Origin of the sequence: Streptococcus sp. 1343 (assembly GCF_013277355.1) — a bacterium.
Taxonomy (GTDB): Bacteria; Bacillota; Bacilli; order Lactobacillales; family Streptococcaceae; genus Streptococcus; species Streptococcus pseudopneumoniae.
Genome location: NZ_VMMT01000034.1, coordinates 1 through 15,859, shown reverse-complemented (window position 1 = coordinate 15,859; position 15,859 = coordinate 1). Strand labels below are relative to the sequence as shown.

Here is a 15,859-nt window from a genome sequence, read left to right as displayed (position 1 = left end):
TAGTTTTGCAGGAAGTCTAATCAAGAGGAAAGTAAATGACGATTAAGGTAATTGCGACAGATATGGATGGGACCTTGCTGGATTCTAGAGGCCAGCTTGATCTCCCACGCTTGGAAAAGATTGTGGATCAGTTGGATCAAAGGGGGATTCGTTTTGTCATCGCGACAGGGAATGAAATTCACCGCATGAGGCAACTACTGGAGCACTTGGTGGATCGAGTGGTTCTGGTTGTTGCCAATGGTGCTCATATTTTTGAAAACAATGAATTGATTCAGGCTCAGACTTGGGATGATGCCATTGTCGATAAGGCTTTGGCTCATTTCGAGGGTCGAGCGTGTCAGGATCAATTTGTTGTAACAGGGATGAAGGGTGGTTTCGTCAAGGAAGGTACCATTTTTACAGACCTTGAAAGTTTTATGACTCCAGAAATGATTGAAGAATTCTACCAACGAATGAATTTTGTGGATGAATTAACCTCTGACCTCTTTGGTGGTGTGCTCAAGATGAGTATGGTTGTTGGTGAGGAACGTTTGAATTCGGTATTGGAAGAAATCAATGACCTCTTTGATGGCCGTGTTCGGGCTGTATCGAGTGGCTATGGTTGCATTGATATCCTCCAAGCTGGAATTCATAAAGCATGGGGCTTGGAAGAATTACTCAAGCGTTGGGACTTGACCCCCCAACAAATCATGGCTTTTGGCGATAGTGAAAATGATGTTGAAATGCTTGAAATGGCTGGAATTGCCTATGCGATGGAAAATGCTGATGACAAAGCCAAAGCTGTGGCGACGGCTCTAGCGCCAGCCAATAGCCAAGGAGGAGTTTACCAAGTATTGGAAAACTGGTTAGAAAAAGGAGAATGAAGTAGCAGTACAGTTATTAGAAAATTGGTTACTAAAGGAACAAGAAAAAATCCAAACCAAGTATCGTCACCTAAATCAGGTTTCAGTTGTAGAGCCAGATATTCTTTTTATTGGGGATTCCATTGTCGAATATTATCCTCTGCAGGAGTTGTTTGGGACTTCAAAGACAATTGTCAATCGAGGAATTTGTGGCTATCAGACAGGACTGTTATTAGAGAATCTGGATGCGCATCTGTACGGTGGGGAGGTAGATAAAATTGTCCTTTTAATTGGGACGAACGATATTGGAAAAGATGTGCCTGTGAATGAGGCTCTCAATAATCTCGAAGCTATCATCAATCCATTGCTCGCGATTATTCACTGACTGAGATAAAATTACTTTCCATTTTGCCAGTTAATGAAGGCGAGGAGTATAAGCAGACAGTCTATATCCGCACGAATGAAAAAATTCAGAACAGGAATCACGCCTATCAAGAGCTTGCTTCTGCCTATATGCAGGTGGAATTTTTGTCAGTTTTTGACAGTTTGACAGACCAGGCGGGCCAACTAAAAAAAGAATATACAACTGATGGACTGCACCTCAGTGTTGCTGGTTATCAGGTTTTGACAAAAGCCTTGAAAGGCTATCTTTACTAAATAGCTAAATAAAGTTAAATTTGAGCATAATATCTTGTAAAAAATTCTAAAATCCTTTAAAATAAAAAGTGATGGAGGAATTTATGAATGTAAATCAGATTGTACGGATTATTCCTACTTTAAAAGTTAATAATAGAAAATTAAATGAAACATTTTATATTGAAACCCTTGGCATGAAGGCCTTGTTAGAGGAATCAGCCTTCCTATCACTAGGGGACCAAACAGGTCTTGAAAAGCTGGTTTTAGAAGAAGCACCAAGCATGCGTACTCGTAAGGTAGAGGGACGAAAAAAATTGGCTAGATTGATTATCAAGGTGGAAAATCCCTTAGAAATCGAGGGACTCTTATCTAAAACAGATTCGATTCATCGATTATATAAAGGTCAAAATGGCTACGCTTTTGAAATTTTTTCACCAGAAGATGATTTGATTTTGATTCATGCAGAAGATGACAGAGCAAGTCTAGTAGAAGTAGGAGAAAAGCCTGAATTTCAAACAGATTTGGCATCAATCTCTTTAAGTAAATTTGAGATTTCTATGGAATTACATCTCCAAACTGATATCGAAAGTTTCTTGGAATCATCTGAAATTGGGGCATCCCTTGATTTTATTCCAGCTCAGGGGAAGGATTTGACTGTGGACAATACGGTTACCTGGGACTTATCTATGCTCAAGTTCTTGGTCAATGAACTAGATATATCAAGTCTTCGCCAGAAGTTTGAGTCTACAGAATATTTTATTCCTAAGTCTGAAAAATTCTTCCTTGGAAAAGATAGAAATAATGTTGAATTGTGGTTTGAAGAAGTATGAAGTGGACCCAGATTATTAAAAAAATAGAAGAACAAATCGAGGCAGGGATTTATCCCGGAGCCTCTTTTGCGTATTTTAAGGACAATCAATGGACGGAGTTCTATATTGGTCAGAGTCACCCAGAGCATGGCTTGCAGACTGAGGCAGGACTAGTTTATGACCTAGCTAGTGTCAGCAAGGTTGTTGGCGTTGGCACCGTTTTTACCTTCTTGTGGGAAAAAGGCAAATTAGATATTGACAGACCGGTAACAGATTTTTTAGCTGAGAGTGATTATCCAGACATCACTATTCGCCAGCTCTTGACTCATGCAACAGACCTTGATCCTTTTATTCCTAATCGTGATCTTTTAACAGCCCCTGAATTAAAGGAAGCGATGTTTCATCTCAACAGACGAAGTCAGCCAGCCTTTCTTTATTCGGATGTCCATTTTTTGCTGTTGGGCTTTATTTTGGAAAGAATTTTTAATCAAGATTTGGATGTGATTTTACAAGAACAAGTTTGGAAACCGTGGGGAATGACGGAAACCCAATTTGGACCTGTTGAGCTTGCTGTTCCAACAGTTAGAGGTGTCGAGGCAGGTCTGGTACATGATCCCAAGGCTCGCCTCTTGGGCAGACATGCAGGTAGTGCTGGTTTGTTTTCGACTGTAAAGGATTTACAAATCTTTTTAGAACACTATTTAGCAGATGATTTTGCAAGAGATTTGAGTCAAAATTTTTCACCTTTGGATGACAAGGAACGTTCTTTGGCATGGAATTTGGAAGGAGATTGGCTAGACCATACGGGCTATACAGGTACCTTTATCATGTGGAATCGTCAGAAGCAAGAAGCGGCCATTTTCCTATCGAATCGTACCTATGAAAAGGATGAGAGGGCTCAATGGATTGTAGACCGCAATCAAGTGATGAACTTGATTCGCAAAGAAGAGTAAGGAGAGACATGTCAAATAGTTTAAAAGGGACTTTACTAACAGTTGTGGCAGGGATAGCTTGGGGCTTGTCAGGAACGAGTGGCCAATACCTGATGGCACACGGAATTTCAGCTCTGGTCTTGACCAACTTGCGCCTTTTAATCGCTGGTGGAATTCTCATGCTCTTGGCTTATGCCACTGCAAAGGATAAAATGCTGGCCTTTTTAACGGATAAGAAGAGTTTGCTGTCTCTTCTTATTTTTGCTCTAATTGGTCTATTCCTCAACCAATTCGCCTATCTAACTGCTATTCAGGAGACCAATGCAGGTACCGCGACAGTACTTCAGTATGTTTGTCCTGTCGGAATTTTGATTTATAGCTGTATCAAGGATAAGGTGGCACCGACACTGGGAGAGATTGTTTCTATCATATTAGCCATCGGAGGAACCTTCCTGATCGCAACACATGGGCAGGTGGACCAGTTATCCATGACACCTGCAGACCTGTTTTGGGGTCTCTTTTCTGCTCTGACTTACGCACTTTATATCATTTTACCCATAGCCTTGATTAAGAAGTGGGGGAGCAGTTTGGTCATTGGTGTGGGAATGGTTATAGCAGGTTTGGTTGCCCTTCCTTTTACAGGAGTTCTACAGACTACTATCCCAACAAGTCTTGATTTTCTCCTCGCTTTTGCGGGCATTATCCTTATCGGGACTGTCTTTGCCTATACAGCCTTTCTAAAAGGAGCCAGTCTGATTGGGCCGGTCAAGTCAAGTTTGTTGGCTTCAATTGAGCCAATTTCGGCTGTTTTCTTTGCTTTCCTAATCATGAATGAACAATTTTATCCCATTGATTTTCTTGGTATGGCAATGATATTGTTTGCTGTAACCCTGATTTCTTTGAAAGATTTAGTCTTAGAAAAATAAAAAGACTCTTTGTCGTCCGTGACAGAGAGTTTTTGCGTAGTATTTTATGCTCAATGAAAATCAAAGAGCAAACTAGGAAACTAGCCGCAGACTGTACTTGAGTACGGCAANNTTTCGAAGAGTATTAATTGTTTTCAAGATAAAATTCAAAACGTTCGCCTACATATTGACTTTTTACGTATTCAAAAGCAGTACCATCTTCTAGGTAGGAAACCTGAGTCAGACCAAGAATAGCATGTCCTTTTTCAACTTCTAAATAGTGGGCGATTTTTTCCTTAGCAAGGCGAGCATAGATGGTCTGATGTGATTTACCAATACGGTAGCCATGTTTTTGCAGTGTTTGGAAGAAATGACTAGTGATTTCTTCTTTTTTAAAGTCCTTAATGAATTTTTCAGGAATAGAAGCAACTTCATAAACCAGAGGAACTTTGTCGGCATAGCGGACCCGCTCCATTCGGATAATATTTTCGGTAGGAGAAATTCCTAGCTTGGCAACTTCCTGCTCATTGGGAATGGTTTTTCTGTAGGAAATGAGCTGGCTAGAGGGTACTTTACCTTGGGACTTAACAATTTCAGTAAAACTGGTTGTCCCTCGCATCTTTTCTTGTACCCGAGTACTGGACACAAAGGTGCCACTTCCAACTCTGCGCTCTAAGACACCTTCTTCAACCAATAGAGATACGGCTTGGCGGAGGGTCATGCGGCTGACCGAAAACTGCTCTGCTAAATCTCTTTCACTGGGAAGCCTCTCACCAATGGACCAACGGTGCTCGTCAATATCCTTTTTAATCTGATCGTGGATTTTCATATAAGCTGGTAGCATGTTTTCACTTCATTTCTATCTTTTCTCTATTGTACCCCAATAAACTAGAAAAAGTCAATCTTCGCCTTGTTTAGTTGGTAATTCGCCCTTATTTGTGATAGAATATTGAAAAAAGATATTTCTTTTGAGAAAGGAAAAAGATGAGCAACATTTCAACTGATTTGCAAGATGTAGAAAAAATCATCGTATTGGACTATGGTAGCCAATACAACCAGCTGATTTCACGCCGTATCCGTGAGATTGGTGTTTTTTCAGAACTAAAAAGCCATAAAATTTCAGCTGCTGAAGTTCGTGAAATCAATCCTGTAGGAATTATTCTATCAGGTGGTCCAAACTCTGTATACGAAGATGGTTCATTCGATATTGACCCAGAAATCTTCGAACTCGGAATTCCTATTTTGGGAATCTGTTATGGTATGCAATTATTAACCCATAAACTTGGAGGAAAAGTTGTTCCTGCAGGTGATGCTGGAAATCGTGAATACGGTCAATCAACCCTAACACACACACCATCATCTCTTTTTGAATCAACACCTGATGAACAAACTGTATTGATGAGCCATGGTGATGCAGTTACTGAGATTCCTGTTGCTTTTGTTCGTACTGGAACTTCAGCTGACTGTCCATATGCAGCCATTGAAAACCCAGATAAACACATTTACGGTATCCAGTTCCACCCAGAAGTTCGTCATTCTGTATACGGAAATGATATCCTTCGTAACTTTGCCCTTAACATCTGTAAGGCTAAAGGCGACTGGTCAATGGATAACTTCATTGATATGCAAATCCAAAAAATTCGTGAAACCGTCGGTGATAAACGTGTTCTTCTTGGTCTATCAGGTGGTGTTGACTCTTCAGTTGTTGGAGTTCTTCTCCAAAAAGCGATTGGCGATCAATTGATCTGTATCTTCGTGGATCACGGTCTTCTTCGTAAAGGTGAAGCAGATCAGGTTATGGATATGCTTGGTGGTAAGTTTGGTTTGAATATCGTCAAAGCAGACGCTGCTAAACGTTTCCTTGACAAACTTGCTGGCGTTTCTGACCCTGAACAAAAACGTAAAATCATCGGTAACGAGTTTGTCTATGTATTCGATGACGAAGCAAGCAAGCTCAAAGATGTGAAATTCCTTGCTCAAGGAACTCTTTATACCGACGTGATCGAGTCTGGTACGGATACAGCTCAAACTATCAAGTCACACCACAATGTTGGTGGTCTTCCAGAAGACATGCAATTTGAGCTGATTGAACCATTGAATACTCTTTACAAGGACGAAGTTCGTGCCCTTGGTACAGAGCTTGGTATGCCAGACCATATCGTATGGCGCCAACCATTCCCAGGACCAGGACTTGCGATCCGTGTCATGGGTGAAATCACTGAAGAAAAGCTAGAAACTGTTCGTGAGTCGGACGCTATTCTTCGTGAAGAAATTGCTAAAGCTGGTCTTGACCGCGATATCTGGCAATACTTCACAGTTAACACAGGCGTTCGTTCAGTTGGGGTTATGGGTGACGGTCGTACATATGACTACACGATTGCAATCCGTGCTATTACCTCTATTGATGGTATGACTGCGGACTTTGCCAAAATTCCTTGGGATGTCCTTCAAAAAATCTCAGTACGTATCGTAAATGAAGTGGATCATGTTAACCGTATCGTCTACGATATTACAAGTAAACCACCTGCAACAGTTGAGTGGGAGTAATTTTAAACTAATAAAAAATGCTTTGAAATCAGTGTTTCAGAGCATTTTTTGTTCTTTCTGTAAATAATTTGCAAACTATAGTAACTGTTGACTTTTACTTAACCATTTTTCGATTGTAAGTTCAAAATGGTCAATTACTATTATATTTTCAGGAATCGTATCAAAATCAAATAATAAATTATCTGAATGAGTTTTTATAACTACTCCAAAATCAAGTTTTTTGGAGTTTATAGCATTCTGTAATAAAGAGATACTTTCATTCAGACATTCATTATTTTTTTGAATTTTTATAGGTATCGGTTTTTTTGAAAATGTTTAGGTAAAAAACCATCAATTCCTTTATTTCTTTGAACAATTTTTGCCTGTAATAATTTAAGAATGTTTTCCTCTTCCTCAGTTTTGGTTCTATATGCTTCGATTCCTTTATTCAATAAATTTGAACTTGTTTTTATAACATTTTCCAGACGTTGCTGAGTTATATTGATAGCTTCCTCAGATAAATCAATCCCCATATAATTTCTATTCAAAATCTTGGAGGCTACTAAAGTAGTTCTACTTCCACAGAACGGGTCTAAAACTATATCATTTTTATCAGTAGCAATCTTTATAATTTGTTCTAATAACAGAATAGGTTTTTGTGTAGGATAACCTACTCTTTCTTTAGCTTTTGGATTAAGAAATGGTATATTCCAAACATCTGAAAGGGGAACTCCATTTTTCTCTTTTGCCAGAATATAGTTACCATTATTATCAACCTTATATATAGTTTTAGAGTTTCCATCTCGTTTTCGTTCCACTAGTATTTGGTCGATATTTGTAGTAGAAGAATACTCTGTAAAAATTGTATTAAATTTAAAATCTTTTGACTTTGAATAAAAGTAAATGTTTTGATGATTGTTCAATAATCCCTTTTTTGAATTAGACCACCGTTTATAGTTCCATATAATTTCGCTTTGAAACATATCTGCTCCAAAGATATTATCTAAAATTAATCTAATATGATGATTTGCAATTTTATCACAATGAACGAAAATACTGCCACTATTTTTTAGCACTCTTTTGCATTCTTCTAATCTTACAGATAAAAATTCTTTGTAATCCTCAATCGAAGTCCATGTATCTTCAAATTGAAACCTATATTGAGGATCTTCACGATGCCAAAGGCAATAAAATCGACCGTGCTCCAAATCCAATGGAACTCTTGACTATTAAAGTCCCACAACCTGTTCAAGCTGGAGACATGGTTCGAGCTCTTAAAGAGGGTCTCATCAATCTTTATAAGGAAGATGGAACCAGTGTCACAGTTCGAGCTTAATGTAGTTGTTTAGTGTTAAAAAATTATGCAAAGCTCCATATACAACACTTAAACGAGATTAAAGAATGGCGAAATCCCTTGATGCGCAAGGGATTAGCTGTCCTTTTTTATTTTTTAAGTGATAAAGTCGAAGCTTAGGTATCAAAGCATATTAAATTAAACAAAGAAGGGATATCATCGATATTTTGAAATCCTATATTTAAACTTAACACTCTCTATTTTTTATGGTAGAGAGTTTTTTTGCTAATAAAATCTTACAAAATGACATTTATATATTGCATTAAGTTAGATATATGATATAATGTTGTTAAAAAGAGGCGCAACTTTTTAAACTCAATAAGAATCAAAGAGCAAACCATGAATATTGATGGAGGAATAAAAAATGGAAGTTATAAATGTAAGTAAGCATTATGGTCATTCAATCATTCTCAAAGATATAAATTTTGCACTTAACAAGGGTGAAATTGTTGGTCTAGTAGGGAGAAATGGAGTTGGTAAGAGTACGTTGATGAAAATTCTTGTTCAGAATAATCAACCGACTTCAGGTAATATTATAAGCAGTGATAATGTTGGGTATTTAATCGAAGAACCAAAATTATTTTTATCTAAAACAGGTTTAGAGAATTTAAAATATTTGTCAAATTTATATGGTGTTGACTACAATCAAGAAAGATTTAGAAGTTTGATTCAAGAGTTAGATTTGACTCAGTCTATTAATAAAAAAGTAAAGACCTATTCTTTGGGTACAAAACAAAAATTAGCTTTGCTTCTAACTCTCGTTACGGAACCTGATATATTGATTTTAGATGAACCGACTAATGGTTTAGATATTGAATCATCACAAATAGTTTTATCGGTTCTAAAAAATTTAGCTTTACATGAAAATGTGGGAATTTTAATATCGAGTCATAAATTAGAAGATATTGAAGAAATTTGTGAGAGGGTTCTTTTCTTGGAGAACGGGCTTTTGACATTTCAAAAAGTAGGAAAAGATAGTCATAATTTCTTGTTTGAGATAGCTTTTTCATCAGCTACAGATAGAGACATTTTCATTACCAAACAAGAATTTGGGGATATTGTTCAGGAAGAGGGACTGAGAATTACTATGTCTGGGAATATTCAAAGTAGTGAGCTTTTTAAATTTTTTAACGAAAACTCTATTAAAGTAGTTGATTTTGAAACTAAAAAAGAGACGCTTAAAGATATTTATCTAAATCGTTCAAAATAAAGGAAGGTTATCATCATGAAATTAAATAAATTGAATTTTCTTAAGGAAAATATAAGAAATTTATATTCATCAGGCGTAATATATCTCGGTTTGCTTATCTCGTTTATACCGCCGATATTGGTTACATTCTTTATTCTAAAGACTCAAGGGACATCGCTTGGTATTAAGCATATTTCAAACTTTTATGCTATGCTCGGTATGTTAATGGCTGTTATACATGCTAATCGAGTCATTAGTAGAGATTTTTCCCACAATACGGTAAGTTTGTTTTATAATCAACAGAAGAATCGGATGATTTACGTCTTGTCTAATTTTCTATATGCCATCTCAGTTTCCATTATTTATGCTTTGAATGGCATTGTGTTACTAGTCATAGTAAGTAAATTGGGTATTCCAGGTGATTTAGGATTAGATTTTATAGTAGCTATTGTAGTCAATACAATTTTGTTAGTCCTGTTTTATTTTCTATTATCTTACATTTTCTATTTATACAAATTGAAAAGTGGCTTGGTATTTGGTATTTTAGTAGCTTTACTACTCTTTATCCCTAATATATTAAATACGATGATGATGAATACTAGTAATGATTTGTTTATCAAAGCAATTGAACTTCTTCCTTTTTATTCTTTACCTGTATTTGTGGCTTCAAATACGATGTCTATTAGTCAGTATCTTGTGGTAATCACTACAATCATTTTATTGTACTTTTTCACTCTTAAGAAAAGCAAGAAGTATTCATTTTAGTTTCATTTAGTATTATTTTGCATACCTAAAATACAATAAAAAAATCAGTCATCTTGGTATGCTCCTGCTTTCACTATTCAACACGTTTTTGACTTATACTAGGCTCATTTCCAAAAGCATTATATAATAGTGATATGAAACCAACTAAACTAAACAAGAAATATAAGCAATAAAAACTCGTTTAAAAGATCCTACTAAAGCTAATACTAAATAAAAATAAAAGAGTAAACTAGGAAGTTTATTTCAAACAACCTAAAATACTGATTTTCGGCTGAAGATAATACTGGAGTGCTAATTAATGGGGTTATAATAAATAGTTGACAGCTTGTGTTGGTTTTGGATTTTTTAAGAGTAGATGAGTATTAAAACTATAAGGAGGACGCCGGTGGCTAAAAATTTAAAATTAAAATTAGCTCGTGTAGAGCTTGATTTAACTCAAGGTCAACTGGCAGAGGCTGTGGGGGTGACGCGCCAGACTATTGGTTTGATAGAGGCGGGGAAATACAATCCCAGTCTCTCGCTCTGCCAGTCCATTTGCAGATGTTTAGGGAAAAGCCTAGACCAACTATTTTGGGAGGAAGAAGATGGTAAATAAATTCATTCATTATCAATTACTTGACGAAAGAGAAGAACAACTAATCAATAAAGCTGGGGCAGAATTCTTTACCCTCTTCATTGGGCTTGTGCTTCTAAGCTATTTGGTGGCTGTATTAGCTCCCTCTCTTTTTAATCCGAATTTTCTAGTCTATATTCTGATAGTAGGAATTTTCTTCTTTTTCAATCGTGCCCGTTATCTGGGAGTGACCTACTATAGTCGTTTTCATTTTACGATTTTGGGTTGTTTTTTCCTAACCTTGGCGATTACGGCTCTTTTGATGTTGCAGAATTATCAATTCAACATAGAAATTTATCAGCACAATCCTTTGAACGTTAAATACCTGTCTGCTTGGGCAATTACTTATGTCATTTACCTTCCCTGGGTCTTTATTGGCAATCTCGGTCTGAAGAGCTATGGAGAATGGGCTCAGAAAAAGTTTGAACAAGATATGGATGAATTGGAGAGTGGTGAATAGCTTGTTACTCTTTTCTCAATCCAGCTAAAATGTGATATAATAGTACTAATTTATTGGAATACATGAAAGTTCTTGAAAATTTTCATGGGTTTCTAGCTAAGGAAGTAGGAAAAGTATGTATCCAGATGATAGTTTGACATTGCACACGGACTTGTACCAGATCAACATGATGCAGGTTTACTTTGACCAAGGGATTCACAATAAGAAGGCGGTCTTTGAGGTGTATTTCCGTCAACAGCCTTTTAAGAACGGCTATGCGGTTTTTGCAGGTTTGGAAAGAATTGTGAATTATCTTGAAGACTTGTGTTTTTCAGATAGTGATATTGCCTATTTGGAGTCGCTAGGCTATCATGGGGCATTCTTGGACTATCTTCGCAATTTCAAGTTGGAGTTGGCCGTTCGTTCTGCCCAAGAAGGGGACTTGGTTTTTGCTAATGAGCCTATTGTGCAGGTGGAAGGCCCTCTAGCCCAATGTCAGTTGGTCGAAACGGCTCTTTTGAACATCGTCAACTACCAGACCTTGGTAGCGACCAAGGCAGCTCGTATTCGTTCGGTTATCGAAGATGAACCCTTGATGGAGTTTGGGACACGTCGGGCTCAAGAAATGGATGCGGCCATCTGGGGAACACGCGCAGCGGTGATTGGTGGCGCCAATGGAACCAGCAACGTGCGTGCGGGTAAGCTCTTTGACATTCCTGTTTTGGGAACCCATGCCCATGCCTTGGTACAGGTTTATGGCAATGACTATGAAGCTTTCAAGGCTTACGCTGCGACCCACAAAAATTGTGTCTTTCTTGTGGATACCTATGACACCCTTCGCATCGGTGTACCAGCTGCCATTCAGGTGGCGCGTGAGCTGGGTGATCAGATTAACTTTATGGGTGTGCGGATTGACTCTGGGGATATTGCCTACATTTCTAAGAAAGTCCGTCAGCAATTGGACGAGGCTGGCTTTACAGAAGCTAAGATTTATGCTTCAAATGACCTAGATGAAAATACTATCCTCAACCTCAAGATGCAAAAGGCCAAGATTGATGTCTGGGGTGTGGGAACTAAGCTGATTACAGCCTATGACCAACCAGCTCTTGGGGCGGTTTATAAGATTGTTGCGATTGAAGATGAAAATGGTAAGATGCGTAATACTATCAAACTGTCTAATAATGCGGAAAAAGTGTCTACGCCAGGTAAGAAGCAGGTGTGGCGCATTACCAGTCGTGAAAAAGGCAAGTCAGAGGGTGATTACATCACTTATGACGGCGTAGATGTTGCCAGCATGACTGAAATCAAGATGTTCCATCCGACTTACACATACATCAAGAAGACCGTTCGTAATTTTGATGCTGTTCCTCTCTTGGTGGATATTTTCAAAGACGGGAAATTGATTTATAACTTGCCTAGCTTGACTGAGATTCAGGATTATGCTCGTAAGGAATTTGACAAGCTTTGGGATGAGTACAAGCGTGTACTCAATCCGCAGCACTATCCAGTGGATTTGGCGCGTGATGTATGGCAAGACAAGATGGACTTGATTGACAAAATGCGTAAGGAAGCCCTCGGTGAAGGAGAAGAAGAATGAGTTTGCAAGAAACGATTATCCAAGAGCTGGGTGTCAAACCAGTGATTGATGCCCAGGAAGAAATCCGTCGTTCTATTGATTTCTTAAAAAGATACCTGAAAAAACATCCCTTTCTTAAAACTTTTGTGCTAGGGATTTCTGGAGGGCAGGACTCGACTTTGGCAGGTCGTTTGGCTCAACTAGCTATGGAAGAACTGCGAGCAGAAACGGGAGACGACAGCTACAAATTTATCGCTGTCCGCCTGCCTTATGGAGTACAAGCCGATGAAGCAGACGCTCAAAAAGCCCTAGACTTCATCCAGCCAGATGTCAGTTTAGTCGTCAATATTAAGGAATCAGCTGACGCTATGACAGCTGCTGTTGAAGCGACAGGTAGTCCTGTTTCAGATTTTAACAAGGGCAATATCAAGGCTCGTAGTCGTATGATTGCCCAATATGCCCTTGCGGGTGCCCATAGTGGAGCGGTCATTGGGACAGACCACGCCGCGGAAAATATCACAGGTTTCTTTACCAAGTTTGGTGACGGTGGTGCAGATATTCTCCCTCTTTATCGCCTCAATAAACGTCAAGGAAAACAACTCTTGAAGGAACTTGGTGCAGACCCAGCCCTTTATGAAAAAATCCCAACAGCAGACCTAGAAGAAGATAAACCAGGTCTAGCTGACGAAGTAGCCCTCGGAGTCACTTATGAAGAGATTGACGACTACCTAGAAGGCAAAACAATCAGCCCAGAAGCCCAAGCAAGAATCGAAAACTGGTGGCACAAAGGCCAACATAAACGCCACCTACCCATCACCGTATTTGATGACTTTTGGGAGTAAAAAGGTTCGGGGAACCTTTTTAGCTTCTTGCCCTGAAATTAAAAAGCAAGAAAAACCTCCAGTGGAGGTTTTCAGCCTCTCACCTTGAAATAAGAAAGTGAGAGAAGGTCTGGGGGATCTTGAACCCCGAGTTTAGAAATAAGAAAATGAGGCAGATTCGGTAACTCGAAGAGTTCGATTTCATCGTCTTACCCCTGCAACGATGACTAGGTTTGAAAAAGCTTGCTAGAGCGCATTTCAAACCAGGCAGCGACTGCGTCAAGAAATTAGAAGACAAACTCGTTTTCTAGCTGTTACTGAGTTGAGCCTTTTTACTACGAGCATAGAAATAAGGAAGTGAGGTAGCATCATGAAAGCTATCGGTACGCAAATATTACAGACAGAACGTTTGATTTTAAGAAGATTTGTGGAGAGTGATTCAGAAGCTATGTTTCAAAATTGGGCTTCATCCGCTGAGAATCTGACCTATGTTACCTGGGATCCCCATCCTGATGTCGTGGTGACTCGAAATTCGATTCGTAACTGGGTTGCTTCCTATACTAATCCCAACTATTACAAATGGGCTATTTGTCTCAAAGAAAACCCAGAGCAAGTGATAGGAGATATCAGCATCGTTGCAATAGATGAGAACAATTCTTCTTGTGAAATTGGCTATATTTTAGGAAAAAACTATTGGGGTCGTGGTCTTATGACAGAGGCCTTAAAAGCTGTCTTGGACTTTTGTTTTACTCAAGTAGGATTTCAAAAAGTCAAAGCTCGATATGCCAGTCTCAACCCAGCTTCAGGTCGTGTCATGGAGAAGGCTGGAATGTCCTATCTACAAACGATTGTTAATGGTGTAGAGAGAAAAGGCTATCTTGCGGATCTTATTTATTATCAGATAAGTAGGGAAGAATGTTGAATTCTATTTTCTGTTTCTATCGAAGTCAACTATTTATTGTAAATATAATAAATGGCATTCTAAGTTTATTTGCAACTTTAAAATAGCATATTGATTAGTACAAGACAGATGTTCTAGTTCCTTCTTTAATCTGGTTTAGTATTAGTTAAAAAATCGCTTTAAGCTTGTAACTAAGAGGGAGCTAATCGACTAGATTCTCCAGCCGAACAGGTGGTAATGTGCTTTTTATAGTGTAATCCTAGCTGTTGTTAAATTTAAAATAGAATCCTCTATCGAGTTAGGGAATTAAATTCCACCAATTTTATTTATGTTTTTCTATCAAAATATCTAACATTAAAATAGTCTCATTCTGATGCGCAAACTATTCTATTTATACTGCATAGTTGTATAAGGAATGATGAAAGATGAGTGAAAGTTATCAAGTTGGAATGTTTGTATCTAAATATATTAGCATGTATTTAGATAAGATGTCTGCAATCCTTTATATATGAGATTGATTACGATATAGTTAAAGTGTTAGTTCAATAATTAATATATCATTTTAAGTTTATTTGATGTATGAAACATATTGTTTAACATTTGCCAGAAAATATGCTATACTAAGTAGTAACTTTTAGAAGGAGGATGTAATGGCAAAATCTAATACCAATAAGCGCTATGCATTACGTAAACTCGGAAAGATTTTTGGTTCTGTGATAGTCGGGCTAACTTTATTTTTAGGAGGAATCCTGAATACAAGTTTTGTTCATGCTGCTGATGGGATTCAATATGTCAGAGATGATACTAGAGATAAAGAAGAGGGAATAGAGTATGATGACGCTGATAATGGGGATATTATTGTAAAAGTAGCGACTAAACCTAAGGTAGTAACCAAGAAAATTTCAAGTACGCGAATTCGTTTTGAAAAAGATGAAACTAAAGACCGTAGTGAAAATCCTGTTACAATTGACGGAGAGGATGGCTATGTAACCACAACGACGACCTACGATGTTAATCCAGAGAATGGTCATGTTACTGAAAAGGTTACCGTAGAGAAAAAAGAAGCCACGGATACAGTTATCAAAGTTCCAGCCAAAAGCAAGGTTGAGCGTGAAGTTCTGCCTACAAGTGTTATCCGTTTTGAAAAAGATGAAACTAAAGACCGTAGTGAAAATCCTGTTACAATTGACGGAGAGGACGGAACTATAACCACGACAACGACCTACGATGTTAATCCAGAGAATGGTCATGTTACCGAAAAGGTTACCGTAGAGAAAAAAGAAGCCACGGATACAGTTATCAAAGTTCCAGCTAAAAGCAAGGTTGAGCGCGAAGTCCTTCCTACAAGTGTCATCCGTTATGAAAAAGATGAGACTAGAGACCGAGGAGCTTCTATTGAGATGGTTGACGGAGAGGATGGCTATGTAACCACAACGACGACCTACGATGTTAATCCAGAGACTGGTAAGGTCACAGAAAAGGTTACTGTAGACAGAAAAGAACCGACAGAAACAGTTATCAAAGTTCCAGCCAAAAGCAAGGTTGACCGCG

General features: G+C 38.2%; 13 protein-coding genes and 4 pseudogenes. 15 read left to right on the top strand and 2 right to left on the bottom strand.

The genetic code is table 11. From position 1 onward, the window contains the following. Positions 1 to 35 precede the first annotated feature (35 nt). From HT709_RS05500 to HT709_RS05480, 5 genes and pseudogenes are all read left to right on the top strand, one after another. Positions 36 to 863, top strand: a complete 828-nt coding sequence (locus tag HT709_RS05500; protein ID WP_054394570.1) for an HAD family hydrolase — start codon at positions 36 to 38, stop codon at positions 861 to 863. Positions 864 to 912: 49 nt separating this feature from the next. Beyond that, positions 913 to 1,499: pseudogene (locus tag HT709_RS05495) on the top strand (SGNH/GDSL hydrolase family protein). A gap of 83 nt (positions 1,500 to 1,582) precedes the next feature. Then, a complete protein-coding gene (locus tag HT709_RS05490) occupies positions 1,583 to 2,308 on the top strand; it encodes a CppA family protein (protein WP_023936414.1) in 726 nt (241 codons plus the stop codon). Then, positions 2,305 to 3,240: a serine hydrolase gene (locus tag HT709_RS05485; protein WP_000872315.1), complete on the top strand. Its 936-nt coding sequence runs from the start codon at positions 2,305 to 2,307 to the stop codon at positions 3,238 to 3,240. Before HT709_RS05490 ends, HT709_RS05485 begins: the two co-directional genes overlap by 4 nt. Positions 3,241 to 3,248: 8 nt before the next feature. Then, positions 3,249 to 4,145: a DMT family transporter gene (locus tag HT709_RS05480; RefSeq protein WP_000071685.1), complete on the top strand. Its 897-nt coding sequence runs from the start codon at positions 3,249 to 3,251 to the stop codon at positions 4,143 to 4,145. Between the two features lie 124 nt (positions 4,146 to 4,269). On the opposite strand, the gene HT709_RS05475 is transcribed toward HT709_RS05480, so the two are convergent. Then, entirely contained in the window at positions 4,270 to 4,968 is a 699-nt protein-coding gene (locus tag HT709_RS05475) for a GntR family transcriptional regulator (RefSeq protein ID WP_023936412.1), read from the bottom strand. 140 nt (positions 4,969 to 5,108) lie between these two features. On the opposite strand from HT709_RS05475, the gene guaA reads away from it, so the two are divergent. Next, positions 5,109 to 6,671, top strand: coding sequence for a glutamine-hydrolyzing GMP synthase (guaA, locus tag HT709_RS05470; RefSeq protein ID WP_172925584.1), 1,563 nt, complete (start codon positions 5,109 to 5,111; stop codon positions 6,669 to 6,671). 287 nt (positions 6,672 to 6,958) lie between these two features. Here the strand turns inward: guaA and HT709_RS05465 are convergent, their stop codons facing one another. After that, a complete protein-coding gene (locus HT709_RS05465) occupies positions 6,959 to 7,858 on the bottom strand; it encodes a site-specific DNA-methyltransferase (RefSeq protein ID WP_329599433.1) in 900 nt (299 codons plus the stop codon). Between HT709_RS05465 and HT709_RS05460 the strand changes: the two are divergent. From HT709_RS05460 to HT709_RS05420, 9 genes and pseudogenes are all read left to right on the top strand, one after another. Continuing rightward, positions 7,801 to 7,986, top strand: a pseudogene (locus HT709_RS05460) (U32 family peptidase C-terminal domain-containing protein); the annotation flags it as partial. The gene HT709_RS05465 and the pseudogene HT709_RS05460 sit on opposite strands and share 58 nt — an antisense overlap. 357 nt (positions 7,987 to 8,343) lie before the next feature. Beyond that, positions 8,344 to 9,214: pseudogene (locus HT709_RS05455) on the top strand (ABC transporter ATP-binding protein). Between the two features lie 15 nt (positions 9,215 to 9,229). Continuing rightward, positions 9,230 to 9,958, top strand: a complete 729-nt coding sequence (locus HT709_RS05450) for an ABC transporter permease (RefSeq protein ID WP_000773490.1) — start codon at positions 9,230 to 9,232, stop codon at positions 9,956 to 9,958. Between the two features lie 385 nt (positions 9,959 to 10,343). Further along, entirely contained in the window at positions 10,344 to 10,553 is a 210-nt protein-coding gene (locus HT709_RS05445; protein WP_031223021.1) for a helix-turn-helix transcriptional regulator, read from the top strand. Continuing rightward, on the top strand, positions 10,543 to 11,031 hold the full coding sequence (locus tag HT709_RS05440; protein ID WP_023936404.1) for a DUF6773 family protein: 489 nt from the start codon (positions 10,543 to 10,545) through the stop codon (positions 11,029 to 11,031). Before HT709_RS05445 ends, HT709_RS05440 begins: the two co-directional genes overlap by 11 nt. Before the next feature lie 115 nt (positions 11,032 to 11,146). Then, positions 11,147 to 12,607, top strand: a complete 1,461-nt coding sequence (locus HT709_RS05435; RefSeq protein WP_023936402.1) for a nicotinate phosphoribosyltransferase — start codon at positions 11,147 to 11,149, stop codon at positions 12,605 to 12,607. After that, entirely contained in the window at positions 12,604 to 13,428 is an 825-nt protein-coding gene (nadE, locus tag HT709_RS05430; RefSeq protein ID WP_023936400.1) for an ammonia-dependent NAD(+) synthetase, read from the top strand. Before HT709_RS05435 ends, nadE begins: the two co-directional genes overlap by 4 nt. A 349-nt stretch (positions 13,429 to 13,777) precedes the next feature. Further along, positions 13,778 to 14,329 (top strand): GNAT family N-acetyltransferase, encoded by a 552-nt coding sequence (locus tag HT709_RS05425; RefSeq protein WP_000643819.1) that lies wholly within the window; start codon positions 13,778 to 13,780, stop codon positions 14,327 to 14,329. A gap of 629 nt (positions 14,330 to 14,958) precedes the next feature. Further along, a pseudogene (locus tag HT709_RS05420) lies at positions 14,959 to 15,859 on the top strand (hypothetical protein); the annotation flags it as partial.

Excerpts from the sequence above, each read along its gene's own strand:
- HT709_RS05500 (WP_054394570.1), top strand. The coding sequence starts at position 36 with ATGACGATTAAGGTAATTGCGACAGATATGGATGGGACCTTGCTGGAT.
- HT709_RS05490 (WP_023936414.1), top strand. The coding sequence starts at position 1,583 with ATGAATGTAAATCAGATTGTACGGATTATTCCTACTTTAAAAGTTAAT.
- HT709_RS05485 (WP_000872315.1), top strand. The coding sequence starts at position 2,305 with ATGAAGTGGACCCAGATTATTAAAAAAATAGAAGAACAAATCGAGGCA.
- HT709_RS05480 (WP_000071685.1), top strand. The coding sequence starts at position 3,249 with ATGTCAAATAGTTTAAAAGGGACTTTACTAACAGTTGTGGCAGGGATA.
- HT709_RS05475 (WP_023936412.1), bottom strand. The coding sequence starts at position 4,968 with ATGCTACCAGCTTATATGAAAATCCACGATCAGATTAAAAAGGATATT.
- guaA (WP_172925584.1), top strand. The coding sequence starts at position 5,109 with ATGAGCAACATTTCAACTGATTTGCAAGATGTAGAAAAAATCATCGTA.
- HT709_RS05450 (WP_000773490.1), top strand. The coding sequence starts at position 9,230 with ATGAAATTAAATAAATTGAATTTTCTTAAGGAAAATATAAGAAATTTA.
- HT709_RS05440 (WP_023936404.1), top strand. The coding sequence starts at position 10,543 with ATGGTAAATAAATTCATTCATTATCAATTACTTGACGAAAGAGAAGAA.
- HT709_RS05435 (WP_023936402.1), top strand. The coding sequence starts at position 11,147 with ATGTATCCAGATGATAGTTTGACATTGCACACGGACTTGTACCAGATC.
- nadE (WP_023936400.1), top strand. The coding sequence starts at position 12,604 with ATGAGTTTGCAAGAAACGATTATCCAAGAGCTGGGTGTCAAACCAGTG.
- HT709_RS05425 (WP_000643819.1), top strand. The coding sequence starts at position 13,778 with ATGAAAGCTATCGGTACGCAAATATTACAGACAGAACGTTTGATTTTA.